The organism is Dactylosporangium thailandense (assembly GCF_059739745.1).
Genome location: NZ_AP029195.1, coordinates 3,752,152 through 3,766,788, shown reverse-complemented (window position 1 = coordinate 3,766,788; position 14,637 = coordinate 3,752,152). Strand labels below are relative to the sequence as shown.

General features: G+C 73.5%; 14 protein-coding genes. 10 read left to right on the top strand and 4 right to left on the bottom strand.

Translation table 11 applies throughout. The annotated features are described in order from the left end of the window. Window positions 1-43: 43 nt before the first annotated feature. Window positions 44-448: a HEAT repeat domain-containing protein gene (locus tag AC6JBM_RS16935; protein WP_497984547.1), complete on the top strand. Its 405-nt coding sequence runs from the start codon at window positions 44-46 to the stop codon at window positions 446-448. Between the two features lie 52 nt (window positions 449-500). Beyond that, window positions 501-1,238 (top strand): hypothetical protein, encoded by a 738-nt coding sequence (locus AC6JBM_RS16930; RefSeq protein ID WP_497984546.1) that lies wholly within the window; start codon window positions 501-503, stop codon window positions 1,236-1,238. Window positions 1,239-1,317: 79 nt separating this feature from the next. Here AC6JBM_RS16930 and AC6JBM_RS16925 read toward each other — a convergent pair whose 3' ends face one another. Next, a complete protein-coding gene (locus AC6JBM_RS16925) occupies window positions 1,318-1,722 on the bottom strand; it encodes a nitroreductase family deazaflavin-dependent oxidoreductase (protein ID WP_497984545.1) in 405 nt (134 codons plus the stop codon). A gap of 79 nt (window positions 1,723-1,801) precedes the next feature. Then, entirely contained in the window at window positions 1,802-4,006 is a 2,205-nt protein-coding gene (katG, locus tag AC6JBM_RS16920) for a catalase/peroxidase HPI (protein ID WP_497984544.1), read from the bottom strand. A gap of 112 nt (window positions 4,007-4,118) precedes the next feature. Here katG and phzG point away from each other — a divergent pair, with 112 nt between their 5' ends. From phzG to AC6JBM_RS16895, 5 genes are all read left to right on the top strand, one after another. Beyond that, entirely contained in the window at window positions 4,119-4,724 is a 606-nt protein-coding gene (gene phzG, locus AC6JBM_RS16915; protein ID WP_497984543.1) for a phenazine biosynthesis FMN-dependent oxidase PhzG, read from the top strand. 73 nt (window positions 4,725-4,797) lie between these two features. Beyond that, window positions 4,798-7,218, top strand: a complete 2,421-nt coding sequence (locus tag AC6JBM_RS16910) for a SpoIIE family protein phosphatase (RefSeq protein ID WP_497984542.1) — start codon at window positions 4,798-4,800, stop codon at window positions 7,216-7,218. A gap of 46 nt (window positions 7,219-7,264) precedes the next feature. Continuing rightward, window positions 7,265-7,891 carry a hypothetical protein gene (locus AC6JBM_RS16905; RefSeq protein WP_497984541.1) on the top strand — a complete coding sequence of 209 codons (627 nt, stop codon included), beginning with the start codon at window positions 7,265-7,267 and terminating at the stop codon, window positions 7,889-7,891. 92 nt (window positions 7,892-7,983) lie between these two features. Further along, window positions 7,984-8,796 (top strand): SAM-dependent methyltransferase, encoded by an 813-nt coding sequence (locus tag AC6JBM_RS16900; protein WP_497984540.1) that lies wholly within the window; start codon window positions 7,984-7,986, stop codon window positions 8,794-8,796. A 10-nt stretch (window positions 8,797-8,806) separates the two neighbouring features. Continuing rightward, window positions 8,807-9,022: a hypothetical protein gene (locus AC6JBM_RS16895; protein WP_350617893.1), complete on the top strand. Its 216-nt coding sequence runs from the start codon at window positions 8,807-8,809 to the stop codon at window positions 9,020-9,022. Window positions 9,023-9,025: 3 nt separating this feature from the next. On the opposite strand, the gene AC6JBM_RS16890 is transcribed toward AC6JBM_RS16895, so the two are convergent. Together AC6JBM_RS16890 and AC6JBM_RS16885 are read right to left on the bottom strand one after the other, a co-directional pair. Further along, a complete protein-coding gene (locus AC6JBM_RS16890; RefSeq protein WP_497984539.1) occupies window positions 9,026-9,925 on the bottom strand; it encodes a Ppx/GppA phosphatase family protein in 900 nt (299 codons plus the stop codon). Window positions 9,926-9,984: 59 nt separating this feature from the next. Next, window positions 9,985-11,919, bottom strand: a complete 1,935-nt coding sequence (locus AC6JBM_RS16885; RefSeq protein WP_497984538.1) for an elongation factor G — start codon at window positions 11,917-11,919, stop codon at window positions 9,985-9,987. Window positions 11,920-12,177: 258 nt separating this feature from the next. Here AC6JBM_RS16885 and AC6JBM_RS16880 point away from each other — a divergent pair, with 258 nt between their 5' ends. The 3 genes from AC6JBM_RS16880 to AC6JBM_RS16870 all read left to right on the top strand — a co-directional run bounded on the left by AC6JBM_RS16880 (window position 12,178) and on the right by AC6JBM_RS16870 (window position 14,628). Further along, window positions 12,178-12,849 (top strand): SDR family NAD(P)-dependent oxidoreductase, encoded by a 672-nt coding sequence (locus AC6JBM_RS16880; RefSeq protein WP_497984537.1) that lies wholly within the window; start codon window positions 12,178-12,180, stop codon window positions 12,847-12,849. A 97-nt stretch (window positions 12,850-12,946) separates the two neighbouring features. Continuing rightward, window positions 12,947-14,146, top strand: coding sequence for an LLM class flavin-dependent oxidoreductase (locus AC6JBM_RS16875; RefSeq protein WP_497984536.1), 1,200 nt, complete (start codon window positions 12,947-12,949; stop codon window positions 14,144-14,146). Further along, the gene (locus AC6JBM_RS16870; protein ID WP_497984535.1) at window positions 14,143-14,628 is read left to right on the top strand and encodes a flavin reductase family protein; all 486 of its coding nucleotides are present in this window, start codon (window positions 14,143-14,145) and stop codon (window positions 14,626-14,628) included. Before AC6JBM_RS16875 ends, AC6JBM_RS16870 begins: the two co-directional genes overlap by 4 nt. The last annotated feature ends 9 nt before the right edge of the window (window positions 14,629-14,637 follow it).

The following is a 14,637-nucleotide window of genomic DNA, read 5'->3' as shown; positions in this document are numbered from 1 at the left end:
TCGCGGCCAGGAGTCCAGACCGAATGATCTCTATGCTCGAAGGGTGTCTCAGACCCTCGACGAACTGTTGCGCGCACTCGTCGCAGCGGGTGCCGATATCGATGAGATCGAGGAGCTCGTCGGAGACGATCCGGAGGGCAGCCGCGCCGCCGTCTGGTCCTATGCCGGCGACGAGGGGATGCGGCTGATCGGCTTCCTCGGCGATCCGCGCGACTTCGAATTTCTCGCGGCGCATCTTGCCGATCCACAGCTGCGGCACACGGCGTTGGAGGCGCTCGCCAACCAGCCGGACGCCGAGCGGGCCGACGCTCTGGCCCGCTCGTTGCTGGACGACGCCGATCCCAGGGTTCGTTCGAGAGCCGCGGGCATGCTGGCTATGCCCATCCCAGGATCTATCTCGCGAGCGACCGCCTGCGGGATGCCTGAACCAGCGATGGCGAGGTCCTGATGTGTCTGTGATCGACTGGCGGTCGGTGCAGGATTTGTCGGGTGGTTCCGGCGTGACGGTCGGCAGGCTGCTCGACGGCATCGAGCACCATCCGACCGCTGAGGCGTGGGACGAGATCGAGCACCGGCTCGTGGTCGAGGCCGAATGCTGGTGCTCGGCCGGTTTCGCCGCGCTGCCCAGACTCGCCGAGCTGGCGCAGTCCGGCGCCGAGGAGCATCAGGTTCGGGCACTGCGGCTGGCAGCGACGATCGTGCGATCACTGCACCGGTGCCATCAGTACGACGACATCGTTCGCGCCGGTGCGCAGGCCCTCACGGTATTGCACCGCGTCGCCCGGAACCGGCCGACGACCCACACCGGGCAGGCATTCGTGGCGCAGCTACAGGACACGCTCGCGCTCGCCGGGTATACGTTCTGGGCCACGATCAGCCTGGACTTCACCGACGAGCACTACCACCTCGGCTGCCCGCACTGCGCCGTCAGGCTGGCGGTCGTCATCGGCGACTACGGCCACTACAGCGCGATCCGGCACTACAACGACGGCGACATCCACCGTGTCGTGCTTCGTCCCGCCGCACCGGGGGAGCTGACCGGGATCGGCCGATGGATGTACGACACCGCCGACGCCGCCGGCGAAACCGTGCTCGCCGACGGCCTCACGTACCTGTTCGGCCGGGCCACGTGCAGCACCTGCGGCAGCGTGTTCAACGTGGCCGAGTGGTTGGAGGCGGAGAACGGCCCGAGTCAACCCATCGACTCCGTCGTGCCGCGCACCGACCGCTCGACCTGACTGACGTCGGACCCACCTCGCCCGCCGTGCGTAGTTGACGTGGTGGATCCGGGGCGCCAATCGATCACCTGACCGCCGGTCAGGTTCGGGTCAGGGCGAACAGCGGAATGCGCCGCGCCGTCTTCGTCTGGTAGTCGCCGAACCCGGGCATCCGGGCCACGAGCCGCTTCCACGTCGCCGCGTAGTCGTCGCCCAGGATCTCCTCGGCGTGCACGCCCACGGTCGCGGTGCCGACCTCCGCCGTGGTGTCCGGATTGGCCTTGAGGTTGTGGTACCAGTCGGGGTTCTTGTCCGCGCCGGCCGCCGAGGCGACGATCACCATGCGGTCGCCGTCTGGTAGATAGGCCACGGGGTTGACGCGTTCCGTGCCGGTCCGGGCGCCGCGGTGGTGGATGAGCAGCAGCGTGCCGCCCTCGAACGGTCCGCCGACCCTGCCGCCGTTGGCGCGGAACTCCTCGATGATCTGCGTGTTCCAGTCGCTCACGGATCCATCAGAACACGATCGCCCCGCGCGCCGCGAGGGTGAGCGGCCACCGGCCGGTGCCGCTCACCCCGCAACGTGATCACGCCACGTCGAAGCGGTCCAGGTTCATCACCTTGTCCCACGTCTTCACGAAGTCGCGGACGAACTTGTCCTTCGCGTCGGCGCTCGCGTAGACCTCGGCGATCGCGCGCAGCTGGGAGTGCGCGCCGAACACGAGGTCGACGGCGGTCGCGGTCCAGGTGACCTTGCCGGTGGCGTCCCGGCCCTCGTAGACGTTCTCGTCCGACTTCGACGCCGACCATTCGGTGCCCGCGCGCAGCAGGTTGGTGAAGAAGTCGTTGCTCAGCGTGCCCGGGCGGTCGGTGAGCACGCCGTGCGCGGTGCCGCCGTGGTTGATGCCGAGGGAGCGCAGGCCGCCGACCAGGACGGTCATCTCGGGCGCGCTCAGGTTCAGCATGTACGCGCGGTCGACGAGCAGGACCTCCGGCGGCAGCTTCTCGCCGGGGCGCACCCAGTTGCGGAAGCCGTCGGCACGCGGCTCGAGCACCGCGAAGGACTCGACGTCGGTCTGCTCCGCCGTCGCGTCGGTGCGGCCCGGGGTGAACGGCACGGTGATGTCGTGGCCCGCGTCGCGCGCCGCCTTCTCGACGGCCGCGCAGCCGCCGAGGACGATGAGGTCGGCGAGGGACACGGACGTCTTGGAGCCGGACACGGACTCCGCCTGGATGCGTTCGAGCACCGGCAGTACCGTGGCGAGCTGATCCGGATCGTTGACCGCCCAGTCCTTCTGGGGCGCGAGGCGGAGCCGGGCCCCGTTGGCGCCGCCGCGCTTGTCCGTGCCGCGGAAGCTCGCCGCCGCCGCCCACGCGGTCGCGATCAGCTGGGTGGCGGACAGGCCGGAGTCGAGCAGCTTGGCCTTGAGCGCGGCGATGTCGTCCGCGCCGAGCGTGCCGGTCGCGGCCGGCACCGGGTCCTGCCACAGCTGCGGCTCGGGGATCCACGGCCCGAGGTAGCGCGCGATCGGCCCCATGTCGCGGTGCAGCAGCTTGAACCAGGCCTTCGCGAACGCCTCGGCGAGCTCCTCCGGGTGCTCGTGGAAGCGCTTGGCGATCGGCCCGTAGATCGGGTCGAAGCGCAGGGCGAGGTCGGACGTGAGCATCATCGGGGCGTGGCGCCGCGCCGGGTCGTGCGCGTCGGGCACGGCGTCGCGGGCCGCGCCGCCCTTGGGGGTCCACTGCTTGGCCCCGGCCGGGCTGGTGGTCAGCTCCCAGTCGTAGTTGAACAGGTTGTCGAGGAACCCGTTGTCCCACTGGGTCGGCGCGTTCGTCCAGGCGCCCTCGAGCCCGCTGGTGAGCGCGTCGGCGCCCTTGCCGGTGCCGGACGGGTTTTTCCAGCCCAGCCCCTGCTGCTCGATCGGCGCGCCCTCGGGCTCCGGGCCCAGGTGCGCCGGGTCGTGCGCGCCGTGGGCCTTGCCGACGGTGTGCCCGCCGACGATGAGCGCGACGGTCTCCTCGTCGTTCATCGCCATCCGGCCGAACGTCTCACGGATGTCCCGCGCGGAGGCGAGCGCGTCCGGCACGCCGGCGGGCCCCTCCGGGTTGACGTAGATGAGGCCCATCTGCACCGCGCCGAGCGGCTCGGCGAGGGAGCGCTCGCCGCTGTAGCGCTCGTCGCCGAGCCAGGTGTCCTCCGGGCCCCAGAAGATCTCCTCGGGCTCCCAGATGTCCTCGCGGCCGAAGCCGAAGCCGAAGGTGGTGAACCCCATCGACTCGTAGGCCACGTTCCCGGCGAAGACGAGCAGGTCGGCCCACGAGATCTTCTGGCCGTACTTCTCCTTGACCGGCCACAGCAGCCGGCGCGCCTTGTCCAGGCTGGCGTTGTCGGGCCAGCTGTTGAGCGGCGCGAACCGCTGGGCGCCGCTGCCGCCGCCGCCCCGGCCGTCGGCGGTGCGGTAGGTGCCGGCCGCGTGCCAGCTCATGCGGATGAACAGGGGCCCGTAGTGGCCGTAGTCGGCCGGCCACCAGTCCTGCGAGGTGGTCATCAGCTCAGTGAGGTCGCGCTTGAGCGCCTCGACGTCGAGCGTCGCGAACTCCCGGCGGTAGTCGTAGTCGCCGTCCATCGGGTTGGCGCGCGCCGTGTGCCGGTGCAGCACGGAAAGGTCGAGTTGGTTGGGCCACCAGTCCCGGTTGGTCCGCGGCCGGCTCGGGGCCTTGGCGGTCGGGGCCGGGATGGCCGGGTTCTCACTCTCGCTGGTGCTGGCGGTCACGTCCTTGTTGTCAGACACGTCGCTTCTTCTTCCCAAGATTTCTGGAATCAATCAAGTCTGAGTCGCTGACCAGCCTACCGCCACCCGCCCGGCGAGGCCCGCCGAACGCGGCGAACGGTACCGTGAAGGCGTGCCAACCGACCTGGAACTCCCCGAGTTCGAGGACCCGCCGGACGATCCCGTCGCGCTGCTGCGGGCCTGGCTCGGCGCGGCCGTCGAGCGGGGCGTCGGGCTGGCGAACGCGGTCGCCCTGGCCACCGCCGACGCCGACGGCACGCCGTCCAGCCGCACGGTGCTCGTCCAGCACATCCGCGACGACGGGCTGGTGTTCGGCACGCACACCGTGAGCCGCAAGGGCCGCGACCTGGCCGCGCGCCCGTACGCCGCGGCGACGTTCTTCTGGCGCGAGACCCTCCAGCAGGTCCACGTCGCCGGCCCGGTCCACCGGCTGCCCGCCGCCGAGGCCGACGCGCTCTTCGCCGAGCGGGCGCCCGTCGCGCGGGCGATGGCGGCGGCCTCCCGGCAGAGTGAGCCGATGCTCGACGAGGCGGCGCTGCGGGCCCGGGCCGCCGAGCTGGGCGCGGACGGACCGGCCGCGCGGCCGGACACGTGGGCCGGCTACCGCATCGAGCCCGCGGCCGTCGAGTTCTGGCACGACAGCGCCGACCGGCTGCACCGCCGGCTGCGCTACGACCGGACCCCGGCGGGCTGGACCTCGGTCCGCCTCCAGCCCTGACGGTCCGGCGCCGGCACCTTCTCGCGCCGGACGGCGGCTGGCGGTAGCTGGGCGGGTTCGGAATGATGGGCGCATGGTCGACGGGACGGACGCGCACGTGCTGCCCTCCGCCGACGTGCTCGCGATGCTCGACGCCGATCCGCAGGGGTGGGCGTTCGCCCGCGCGGTGCGCGACGGCGGCGGGGACATCGTGGACTTCGAGATCGTCCACCTCAACGACGCCGGGGCGCGGTACGTCGGGCGGGCGCGCGCGCAGCTCGTCGGCCGGCGGTTGCGGGAGCTGTGGCCCGACACGGTCAACGACAGCACGATCCCGCTGTACCGCAAGGTCGTCGAGTCCCGCGAGCCCGTCACCCGCACCGTCTACTACGACCGCCCCACCCTCGCCGGGCACTTCGAGCTGTGGATCGGGCCCAGCGGCGACGGGTTCGCCGCGCGGTTCGTCGATCTGCGGACGGTCACGCTGGGGCCGCAGTCCGCGGGCGGGACGCGCCTCTACGAGGTGCTCGACGCCGCCTTCGACGGGTTCACGCTCCTGCGCGCCGTGCGCGACGCGTCCGGGGCGGTGCGCGACTTCGTGTGCGAGTACGTCAACCGGCCCGGCGCCGCGCTGACCGGCCGCTCCGCGGAGGAGACGATCGGGCGGCGCTGGAGCGAGCTGTCCGCGCCCGACGGGCAGGCCCGGGACCTGCTCGAGCGCTGGCGCGAGGTCGCCGAGACGGGCCGGGCGTGGCAGGGGCAGCTGCGCTACGACCAGCTCGGCCAGGTCTGGCAGCTCGGCGCCGCGCCCGCCGGGGCCGACGGCGTGGCGGTCTCGTTCCGCGACGTCAGCACGCTCGTCGGGCAGCAGGAGCGGCTCGAGCAGAGCATGGCCGCGGCCCGCCGGGCGGCCGGGCGCAACGCCGCGCTGCAGGCGGTCACCGCGGCCCTCGTCGCCGCGAGCACGGCCGCGGACGTGTACGCGGCGATCGGCGCCGTGCTGCGGCCCTCGGCCGGCGGGCAGGGGCTGGCGGTGCTGCTGCGCCGCGACGACCACCTGGTGCTGCAGTACCACGCCGGCTACGAGCCGCAGGTGGTGGCGCGTCTGCAGGCGGTACCGCTGCGGCATCCGTATCCGGCGACCGAGGTCGCACGCACCGGGCGGGCCCGCTATCTGAGCAGCCTGGACGAGTTCGTCGCGGCGCAGTCCGGCGACGCCGCCCCGATCCCCAGCGGCGGGCGGCAGGCGTGGGCGTTCCTGCCCCTGGCCGCGGCCGGCGACGTGCTCGGCACCCTGGTCATCGGCTACGGCACCCCGCGCGAGTTCGACGAGGGGGAGCGGGCCAACCTCGCCGCGTTCGCCGGCGTGTGCGCGCAGGCGATGCAGCGGGCGCTGCTGTTCGAGGCCCAGCTGTCCATCGCCGGGGAGCTGCAGCGGGCCCTGCTGCCGGCGGAGCTGCCGCAGGTGCCGGGGCTGCGGCACGCCGCGCGGTACCTCCCGTGGACCCACGGCGCCGACGTGGGCGGCGACTGGTACGACGTCATCCCGCTCGGCCACGACGTGGTCGCGGTCGTCATCGGCGACGTCGTCGGGCACAACGCCACCGCCGCCGCGGTCATGGGCCAGGTCCGCAACGCGCTGCGGGCGTACGCGGCCGAGCGGCACAGCCCGTCCGTGGTCATGCAGCGGGTCAACCGGCTGCTGCTGGACCTGCAGCCCGACGCCGTCGCCACCTGCTGCTACCTCGAGCTGCACCTGGCCGAGGGGACGGCGACCGCCGTGCTGGCCGGCCATCCGCCACCCGTCATGCGGGCCGGCGACGAGGCCGGCATCCTGGCGCTGCGCTCCGGGCCGCCGCTGGGCGTCAGCGCCACGGTCGTGTTCAGCGAGACGACGTTCCTGGTGCCCGGCGGGGCCAACCTGCTGCTCTACACCGACGGGCTGGTCGAGGACCGCCGCTACGACATCGACGACGGCCTCGCCGACCTGCGCAGCGCCGTCGGCTCCGCCCCCTCGGACGACCCGGGCGCCATGCTCGACCACGTGCTGACCTCCGGCGTCGGCCCGCGCCCGCGCACCGACGACGTGGCCGTGGTCTGCCTCGCCGTCGACCCGCGCGCCGAGGCCGAACGGCCGCCGGCGGCCCAGCGGCGCTTCCGCGGCGACGCCGTCAGCGCCTCGGCCGCCCGGCGCTTCGCCGCCGACGTGCTCACCGCCTGGGGCGAGCGCCGCATCGCCGACGACACCCTGCTCCTGCTCGACGAGGTCATCACCAACGCCATCCAGCACACCGTCGGGGCCGTCCTGGTGCGCCTCGAGCTCGGCGCCGAGCGGCTGCGGGTCACCGTCGCCGACCGCAGCGAGCGGCTGCCCAGCCCGCGCCCGGCCGGCGCCGACAGCGAGAACGGGCGCGGACTGCTCATCGTGGCGTCGGTCGCGGCGGCCTGGGGCACGTCGCCGATCCCGGCCGGCGGCAAGGAAGTCTGGTTCGAGGTCGCGCGCAACGGCCGGTGAGGACTACGCTCGGTGGTCAGATCGATCGACCACGGGGGATGGTGCGGTGATCAGACGGGCCCGGGCGCCACGCGCGCAGCTCGCGTCGGATCGCGGCTGGCGCTACTCGAGGCACGGCTCCCGGCCCGGCTTCGGGGCGGTCGAGGACCGCTGGCGCCGGGCCGGCAACCCCGTCGCCGACCTGGACCCGGCCGACGAGCTGACCGGCGCCGTCGACGCCGCGGGCCGCCCGTTCACGCTGTTCGACACGACCGTGCTGGGTTCTGCGGGGTACCGCACCGTCAGCGTCCTGCACCTGCCCGTCGCCCTGCCGCCGGTGGCCGTGATGCCCGACCCCATCGACGGCGAGCCGTGCGCCGAGGGGCGCGTCGGCCCGGTGCCGCCCTGGGCCGCGCTCGCCTTCCAGCACCCGCCCGAGCTCGACGGCGCGCCCCCGCCCGAGCACCCGTCGTTCGCCGGGGAGCTCGTCACCGGCGAGGTCCTCGACGTCACCCGGCGGCTCGGGCTGCTGGGCTGGCGCATCGCCGGGCGGGACCTCGTGTGGGTCTCCCGCCCCGGCGACCGCCTCGACCCGGACCGGGTGGTGGCGGTGCTGGAGGCGCTGGCCACGCTGGCAACGGTACTGCCACCGGCCGTCGTGCGCTCCTACGCCCGCGACGAGCGCCGCCCGTAGCCCGTCCCGCCGGGCGAGTGCGGCGCGGACATCGGCGAGCGTCGCGGGACTATGATTCCTGCCGCACGGGGTCGACACGGACGGAGACTGCGGTGGCGGGTTCGGAGTGGAACGAGCGGGTGGACACCACCGTGGCGCATCCCGCGCGGCGGTACGACTACTGGCTCGGCGGCAAGGACAACTTCGCCGCCGATCGGGAGTCCGGTGACGCGATCGCGGCGGCGTTCCCGGCGATCCGCACGGCCGTGGTCGAGAACCGGGCGTTCCTGCGGCGGGTCGTGAAGGTGCTCGCCGCCGAGCACGGCATCCGGCAGTTCCTCGACATCGGCACCGGCATCCCGACCAGCCCCAACGTGCACGAGGTCGCGCAGGGGATCGCGGCCGGCGCGCGGGTCGTCTACGTCGACAACGACCCGATCGTGCTCGCCCACGCGCGGGCGCTGCTGACCAGCGCGCCGGAGGGGGCGACCGCCTACGTCGACGCGGACCTGCGCGACCCCGAGCGGATCCTCGGCGACCCCGCGCTCAAGGCCACCATCGACCTGAGCCGGCCCGTGGCGCTCATCCTCGTGGCGGTCGTGCACTTCCTGCCCGACGCCGACGAGCCGTACGAGATCGTGCAACGCCTGCTGAGCGCGCTCGCGCCCGGGAGCTTCCTGGTCATGTCGCACGCCACGACCGACGGGCTCGCCCCCGAGCTCGCGGCGCAGATCCAGTCGGGCCGGCACGGGCCGGGCAAGCTGCGCGACCGGGCCGAGTTCGCGGGGTTCCTCGAGGGCCTGGACCTGCTGGAGCCCGGGATCGTGTCGGTGGCCGAGTGGCGTGCCGAAGGGGAGCCCGGGCCGCGGCCGACCTTCGACGAGGTGGCCGTCTGGGGTGCGGTTGGGCGCAAGACGACTGGGTAATCGGTACCCCATGAAGGATGAGAACGCCACGATGGGCACGACCGGCACGCCGGGAGGCGACGGGGCGTCGCGCATCGACGAAGAGGACAAGCCCAACGGCTCGGCGCGGGGCGTGACGGTCCCGAGCCTCGGCGGGGAGGTCGACGACCCGGCCATGCCGTTCGACGAGAAGGTCGACTCGAACGGCAAGATCCACATGCCGCGCAACGCCGTCGGCCGCGGATAGGACTCAGCCGCGCAGCTCGGCGTACCGCCGCAGCAACAGGCCCTCGCGCAACGCCCACGGGCACACGTCCAGCGTGCGCAGGTCCAGCGCCTCCATCACGGTCACGGCGGTGACCGCCCCGGCCAGCAGCTGCCGGGCGCGGGCCGCCGCGACCCCGGGCAGCTCGGCGCGCTCCGGCGGGGTCATCGACCGCAGGCGCGGCACCCACCGGCGCAGGGCCCGCCGATCGAGCCGCTCCGGGTCCCCCGTGAGGCAGGCCAGCTGCTTGAACGTCTTGGACGTGCCGACCACCCGCCGCGGGCGCGGCGACCGGCCCAGCTCCCGGGCCACCGGCTTCACCAGCGAGCGGACGTGCCGGCGGACGCGCTCGACCGCGTCCCGCCGCGCCGGGTGCTCGGGCAGGAACCGGCGGGTGAGCAGCCCGGCCCCGATCGGCAGCGACACCGCCAGGTCGGGCTCGGCCCCGGCCCCGGCCGCGATCTCCATCGACATGCCGCCGATGTCGAGCAGCCACAGCCCGTCGTCGGCCGCGTGCAGGCGGCGGACCGCCTCGAACGTCACGCGGGCCTCGTCCTCCCCGCTGAGCGAGCGCAGCTCCACCCCGGTCGCCTCGCGGACCCGGCGGCGGATCTCGGCGTTGTTCGTCGCATCGCGGATCGTCGCCGTCGCCAGGGGGATGAGGTCGGTGGCCGCGTGCCGGCGATACGCCTCGACGGTGCACGACACGGCGTCCACGACCCGATCCACGCCGTCGGGGGAGAGGGCGCCGTCGGCCCGGACCTCCTCGGCGAGGCGGGTCGGGGCCTTCAGGCGGTACACGAGCTGCGGAGGCCTGCCGCGACGCGCCTGCACGATCTGCAGGTGGGCTGAGTTCGACCCGACGTCGAGCACGGCGAGCAGCACGGGCGCCTCCCATCAAACCGTCAACGGTAATGCATGAAAGGCGCCCGTTACCCGTACTGTCAGCGAACAAACACACCCGAGGGCGCGGGCGCGTAGCCGGCGGGGCGCGTGGTGAACACTCCCCGGCCCTGGGTCCGGCTGCGCAGCCGCGTGGCGTAGCCGAACAGCTCGGCCAGCGGCACCGTCGCCGTCACCACGACCGTCGCGCCCCGGGCGGCCGTGCCGCCGACCTGGCCCCGGCGGGCCAGCAGGTCGCCGAGCACGCCGCCGACCATGTCCTCGGGCACGGTCACCGTCACCTCGGCCACCGGCTCCAGCAGCACCATCCGCGACTCGCGCAGGGCGAGCTGCAGCGCCTCCCGGCCGGCGAGCCGGAAGGCCAGGTCGGAGGAGTCGTGGTCGTGCATCTTGCCGTCGGTGAGCGTGACCTTGACGCCCGTGACCGGATAGCCCGCGACCGGGCCGGCCGCGAGCGCGTCGCGGCAGCCGGCCTCGACCGCCCGCACGTACTCCTTCGACACGTGCCCACCGACCACAGTGGACTCGAACACGAACTCCTCACCGTCCACAGGGGACACGTCGATGGCCACGTGGGCGTAGAGGCCCGCGCCGCCGTCCTGCTTGACCAGGCGGTGGTAGAACCCGCTCACGCCCCGGACCAGCGTCTCGCGGTAGGCGACCTGGGGCCGGCCGACCGCGATCCGCAGCCCGTTGTTCGCCAGGCGCATCTTCTCCACCGCCACCTCCAGGTGCAGCTCGCCCAGGCCGCTGAGCAGCGTCTGGCCGGTCTCGCCGTCGACCCGCACGACCAGCGACGGGTCCTCCTCGACCAGCCGGGCCAGCGCGGTCGCCAGCCGGCCGGTGTCGGCGCGGCTGCTGGCCTCGACCGCGACCGAGACGACGGGCGTGGCCCGGCTCGGCGGCTCGAGGACCACCGGGTGCGCCGGGTCGCACAGCGTCTCGCCGACGCGGGCCTGCTTCAGCCCGACGAGCGCGACGATGTCGCCCGCGACCGCCCGGTCGACGTCGGTGTACCGGTCCGCCTGGACGTGCAGGATGCGCGACACGCGTTCGTGCCGCCCCGCGGTGGACAGCAGCACGTCGGTGCCCTTGGGCAGGGTGCCGGCGTAGACGCGGGCGTACGCGTACCGCCCGGTCGTCGCCGCGTGCACCTTGAACACCAGCGCCGCGAACGGCGCCCCGGGATCGGCCGGGGCCGCGGTGTCCAGCGGCGACGGCAGGTACGCCACCACCGCGTCGAGCAGCTCGGTGATGCCCTTGTCCCGGTACGCGGAGCCGCACAGCACCACGACCCCGGCGCCGGCGAGGGTGATCTCGCGCAGCGCCCGGCGCAGCGTGTCCGGGCTCAGGTCGCCGGTCTCGACGTACTCCTCCAACGCCCCCGCGTGCAGCTCGGCGACCTGCTCGACCAGCCGGGCCCGCTGCGGGAGGTCCGAGGGGCCCGTCAGGTCGACGACTCCCGCGAAGCCTCCCTCGGCGCCGATCGGGGCCTGCACCACCAGCGGCGTGACCCCGAGCCGGTCCCGGATCGATTCCACGGCGGCCCCGAGGTCGGCACCCGCCCGGTCGAGCTTGTTCACGAACGCGATCCTCGGCACGCCGTAGCGGTCCGCCTGCCGCCACACCGACTCGCTCTGCGGCTCCACGCCGGCGACGCCGTCGAACACGGCGACCGCGCCGTCGAGCACGCGCAGCGACCGCTCGACCTCGTCGGCGAAGTCGACGTGGCCGGGCGTGTCGATGAGGTTGATCCGGTGACCGTCCCAGTCGACGCTCACGGCGGCGGCGAAGATGGTGATGCCGCGGTTGCGCTCCTGCTGGTCGAAGTCGGTGACGGTGGTGCCGTCGTGGACCTCGCCCTGCTTGTACGTCGCGCCGGTGGCGAAGAGGATCCGCTCGGTGGTCGTGGTCTTCCCCGCGTCCACGTGGGCCAGGATGCCGATGTTGCGGACGCGTTGCAGTTCGTTGCGCACTGTTGCCCCTCGGGCTCGTCACGTGGACTCAGACAGCGCGATTGCGTCCCGCCGGGCGCTCAGCCCAGGACAGGACGGCCCAGTGCCGCCGCGCGAGCGGGCACCGGGAGCAACGAGGACACGCGGATCACCTCGTGCAGCGAGCGGGGGACGACGACGGCGGTGCGGTACTGCACGGCGGTCTCCCTCCACTCTCGAAGCTGACTACGTCAACCCTAGCGCCGCGGAGCAAGCGGTTATTCCGTCTAGACTCCTGCGATGCCCCGCGCTCTCATCGTCGGCAACACGGACGGCATCGGACTCGCCCTCACCCGCCGGCTGCTCGACGACGGCTGGGACGTCGCCGGCGTGTCCCGCCGCGAGTCGGGCCTGGCCCACCAGCGCTACGAGCATCTCGTCGCCGATGTCGGCGCGGCCGGCTACCCGGCGGTGCTGCGGGACCTGGCCGCCGTCGACCTGTGCGTGTACGCGGCCGGGATCGGCGAGATGTTCGACGCCGACCGGCTCGGGGGGCAGACCGACGCGATCCGGGTCAACCTGCTCGGGGCCGCGCTCACCGCCGAGGCCGTCGTGCCCGGGATGCTGGCGCGCGGCACCGGCCACCTCATCGGCCTGTCCAGCCTCTCCGACGTGCTCATCTCGCCGGTCGCGCCGGGGTACGCGGCGTCGAAGGCCGGCCTGACCTCCTACCTGCTCGGCCTCGGTCAGGCGCTGCGCCCGCGCGGGGTGGCGGTCACCGCGGTGCGGTTCGGCTTCGTCGACACGAAGCTGGCCAAGGGTCCGGCGACGCCGCTGAAGATCACCGTCGAGGACGCCGTGGCGGTGCTCATGCGCTGCGTCGCGCGGCGGCCCGCGGTCGTGTCGTACCCCCGCCGCATGTCCGTCGCCGCCCGCACCCTGCGCCTGGTGTCCCGCCTCGGCCTGCGCTGACGGGCCGGGGAGCCCGGCGAGGAGTGGTTGGCGGAGCCGTATTCAATCGTTAGTGTGAATATCGACCAATGTGCCGGCCGACGGGGGAGAGCCGTACATGAGCCGTATCGGCTTCGGGGTGCTCATGTTCCCGATCCACCGGCCCACGCACAATCCGACGCTGCAGCTCGAGGACGATCTCGCGCTCGCCGAGCTCTGTGACCGGCTCGGCTACGACGAGTTCTGGTTCGGGGAGCATCACTCCGGCGGCTGGCAGATCATCGCCGCCCCGGAGCTCATGATCGCCGCGGCGGCCCAGCGGACCCGGCGGATCCGGCTCGGCACCGGGGTGAGCACGCTGTCCTACCACCACCCGCTGACCCTGCTCGACCGCATCATCCAGCTCGACCATCTGACCCGCGGCCGGCTCATCTTCGGCGTCGGCGCGGGCGCGCTCGCCCTGGACTCCACGATGATCGGCCACGATCCGATGCAGGCGCGGCGGATGATGGAGGAGTCGCTGGAGACGATGACCGAGCTCCTGCGCTTCGCCGGGCCGGTCAGCCGCACCACCGACTGGTTCGAGCTGCGCGACGGCTATCTGCAGCTGGCGCCGTACTCCGATCCCCTCGACATCCGCGTCGCCGTCTTCCGCTCGCCGTCCGGGCCGCGGCTGGCCGGGCGGTTCGGGGCCGGGATGCTCTCCTTCGGCGCCTCGGCCGCCCTCGGGCTCGGCTCGGAGAACCCGATGACCACCGCCTGGCAGATCGCCACCGAACGGGCGGAGCGCTTCGGCCGGCACCTGGACCGGCGCCGCTGGTCGGTGATGAGCCCGATGCATCTGGCCGAGACCGAGGAGCAGGCGCGGCGGGAGGTGCGCTGGGGACTGCCGTCCTACATCCAGTACATCCGCCGGATTCTGCCCATGAACGTGCCCGTCGACCTGGAGGACGCCGATGCGGTGGTGGACGTGCTGCACACGGTCGGCCACGCGGTGATCGGCACCCCGGAGATGGCGATCGAGCACATCGAGCGGATGCTGCGGATCAGCGGCGGCTTCGGCACGTTCGTCATCGAGCACGCGGACCTGGCCGACCCGGAGGCGACCCGGCGCTCCTACGAGCTGTTCGCCCGGCGCGTCATGCCGCACTTCACCGGCGCGCTGCGGCCGCGGCTGGCCGCCGACGCGCGCGAGCTTGAGCACGACGGGCTCACCCGGCGCACGATGGCCGCCGCGCAGGCGAAGGCGGGCGTGGAGCACTCCCGCGAGCGCGCGGCGCTGCGCCTGCCGCGCCAGCGGGGGACGGAAGCCGGATGAGCGTGCACGACCCGGCCCTCGAGGCCGACTTCCGGCACGTGCTCGGCCACTTCGCGACCGGCCTGGGCGTGCTCACCGCCGACGCCGGGGCCGGACCGGTGGGCATGACCGTGCAGGCGCTCATGAGCCTGTCGCTGGCCCCGCCGCTGATCGCGCTGGGCATCGACCGCCGCTCGCGGGCCTGGCCGCAGATCCGCCGCGCGGGCCGGTTCTGCGTCAACCTGCTGCGGGTCGAGCAGGAGGACCTCGCCTGGCGGCTCGGCCGCTCCGACGCCGGCAAGTTCGACGGCGTCGGGCTGCGCGCCGGTCGCAACGGCCTTCCGGAGCTGCCCGAGGCCATCGCCTGGATCGGCTGCGAGGTGCGCGCCGAGCACGACGGCGGCGACCACTGGCTGGTCGTGGCCGAGGTCGACGACCTGCGGCTGGGATCCGGGGAGCCGCTCATCTTCCACCGGGGCCGCGCGGGGCGGCTGATGCTCTGAGGGGGCTGG